The following is a 2,242-nucleotide window of genomic DNA, read 5'->3' on the forward strand; positions in this document are numbered from 1 at the left end:
GGACGGCACTGCGCCGTCCGGGGCCGCCGTCGTTTCGCCCGCCGTTGTGGCCCGTCGCGCCCGACACGGTGTCTACACTCCGGTGCCATGCTGGAAACTCCGCGCAGGGCACGTCAGGTGGCCACCCTCAGCCTGGTGTTCGGTGTCGTGCTGATCGCCGGGGCCGCCACCGGCGCCTGGGGCGACCCGCCACGGCACCCGGCCGCCGGCGCCGCCCCGGTCGCGGGCGCCGCCCCGGGCCTCCCGGCGGACCCGGCCGGCACCGCGCTGTCCGAGCAGCAGGCCGAGCACCTGCTCGGGGCCAACGGCGACCGCTGGGGCGCGTACTACAGCGCCCAGGAGTACGCCGCGTTCAGCCAGGGACTGGACGGCCGCTACCTGGGCGTCGGGCTCTCGGTCGGCCGCGGCGAGGACGGCGCCACCGCGGTCTCCCAGGTCGCGCCCGCCGGGCCCGCCGCCACGGCCGGGATCGAGGCCGGCGACCGGCTGCTGCGGATCGACCAGGACCAGGCCGACCACCTGCCGGTCACCGAGGTGGTGGCCCGGCTGCGCGGGCGCGACGGCGAGCGCGGGGTGGGCTCCGAGGTCACCCTCGCCGTGCGGCGCGGTGCCGGCGAGGTCCGCGAACTGCGGCTGCGGCGCGCCCTGTTGGACAGCCGGCAGGTCACCGCCGAGCAGCTGGAGAAGGGCGTGCTGCGGATCGCCGTACGGGCCTTCACCAGCGGCGTGACCGATCAGGTGCGCGCCGCTCTGCGCGCCCCGCACGCCGGTGTGGTGCTCGATCTGCGCGGCAACTCGGGCGGGTTGGTCGAGGAGGCCGCCGGCACCGCCGGGATCTTCCTGGACGGCGGCCCGGTCGGCTCGTACCAGGAGCGCGGCGAGACCAGGGAGTTGACCGCCCCGCCCGGGGGCGACCAGCGCACCCCGCTGGTGGTGCTGGTCGACGGCGGCACGATGAGCGCCGCCGAACTGCTCACCGGCGCGCTCCAGGACCGCAGCCGCGCCGTGGTGGTGGGCTCCCGGACCTTCGGCAAGGGCACCGTCCAGCAGCCCAGCCGGCTCGCCGACGGCGCCGTGCTGGAGCTGACCGTCGGCCGCTACTACACCCCGGCCGGCCGCTCCCCGGAGGGCTCCGGCCTGACCCCGGACGTCCCGGCGGCGGCCGGCGAGGACGCCGACGCGCTCGCCCTGCGGGTGCTGGCCGGGCTCGGCACCCGCGCCTAAAGGGGCTGCCCCGAACCGGCCGAAGTGCGAGAATGGCCGCGCTATGGCAAAGGAAACCGGACAGAAGCTGATCGCGCAGAACAAGAAGGCGCGACACGAGTACACGATCCTCGACACCTATGAGTGCGGCCTCGTGCTCACCGGCACGGAGGTGAAGTCACTGCGCGAGGGGCGGGCCAACCTGGTCGACGGCTACGCCTACATCCAGAACCACGAGGCCTGGATCGACAACGTGTTCATCCCCGAGTACACCCAGGGGACGTGGACCAACCACGCGGCCCGGCGCAAGCGCAAGCTGCTGCTGCACCGGCTGGAGATCCGCAAGATCGAGAGCACGGTCCGCGACGCGGGCCACACGCTCGTCCCGCTCTCGCTGTACTTCAAGGACGGCCGGGTGAAGCTCGAACTGGCGCTCGCGGTCGGCAAGAAGCTGTACGACAAGCGGCAGACGCTGCGCGAGAAGCAGGACACCCGCGAGACGGCCCGCGCGGTGGCGGCCGCCCGGCGGCGCCAGGGTTAATCCGCTGGACCCTCACCCGCCGCCTCGCGTACTATGGCGTCAGCAACACGGACGGTCACCGTCCGGCTGTTTCTCAACAAAACATGGGGATGATCGGTTTCGACAGGGGATGTTGAAACAGGGGAAGCGAGCCGAGGAACGCGGCAATGATCTCGTTAACCACGTGTCGCAAAAAAATAATCGCCAACTCTAAGCGCGATTCCCAGCAGTTCGCTCTCGCTGCCTAATAAGCACCGATAGCGCTTGGGTGTCAGACCGGGGAGTTCCCGACCCGGACCCTGGCATAATCTAGGGAACTCAACCGTCCGCCCGGGCTGCGAGGGTGGATGGGAAATCAAACAGCAGCTGGGCCTGTTGGCGGCTTGTCCGTGTGACTGCCAGGGCCGAGAAAATCACAGCGGACTGCGCTCGGAGAAGCCCTGAATTAACTCCACTGGACCCGGGTTCGATTCCCGGCATCTCCACCACCCCATGTTGACAGTGAAGGCCGCCCACCGC

Annotated in this window: 2 protein-coding genes and 1 other RNA gene; all 3 read left to right on the plus strand. The window is 71.2% G+C overall.

Annotated elements, in window-relative coordinates; all coding sequences use genetic code 11:
- Positions 1-87 precede the first annotated feature (87 nt).
- The 3 genes from ACFV6I_RS39215 to ssrA all read left to right on the plus strand — a co-directional run bounded on the left by ACFV6I_RS39215 (position 88) and on the right by ssrA (position 2,211).
- Positions 88-1,224, plus strand: coding sequence for a S41 family peptidase (locus ACFV6I_RS39215; RefSeq protein WP_063349175.1), 1,137 nt, complete (start codon positions 88-90; stop codon positions 1,222-1,224).
- A 43-nt stretch (positions 1,225-1,267) separates the two neighbouring features.
- On the plus strand, positions 1,268-1,744 hold the full coding sequence (gene smpB / locus ACFV6I_RS39220) for an SsrA-binding protein SmpB (protein ID WP_063349176.1): 477 nt from the start codon (positions 1,268-1,270) through the stop codon (positions 1,742-1,744).
- An 85-nt stretch (positions 1,745-1,829) separates the two neighbouring features.
- Positions 1,830-2,211, plus strand: a transfer-messenger RNA (tmRNA) gene (ssrA, locus tag ACFV6I_RS39225).
- Positions 2,212-2,242 lie beyond the last annotated feature (31 nt).

The sequence above is a fragment of the Kitasatospora sp. NPDC059803 genome, assembly GCF_042732255.1.
Lineage (GTDB): Bacteria > Actinomycetota > Actinomycetes > Streptomycetales > Streptomycetaceae > Kitasatospora.

Excerpts from the sequence above, each read along its gene's own strand:
- smpB (WP_063349176.1), top strand. The coding sequence starts at position 1,268 with ATGGCAAAGGAAACCGGACAGAAGCTGATCGCGCAGAACAAGAAGGCG.
- ACFV6I_RS39215 (WP_063349175.1), top strand. The coding sequence starts at position 88 with ATGCTGGAAACTCCGCGCAGGGCACGTCAGGTGGCCACCCTCAGCCTG.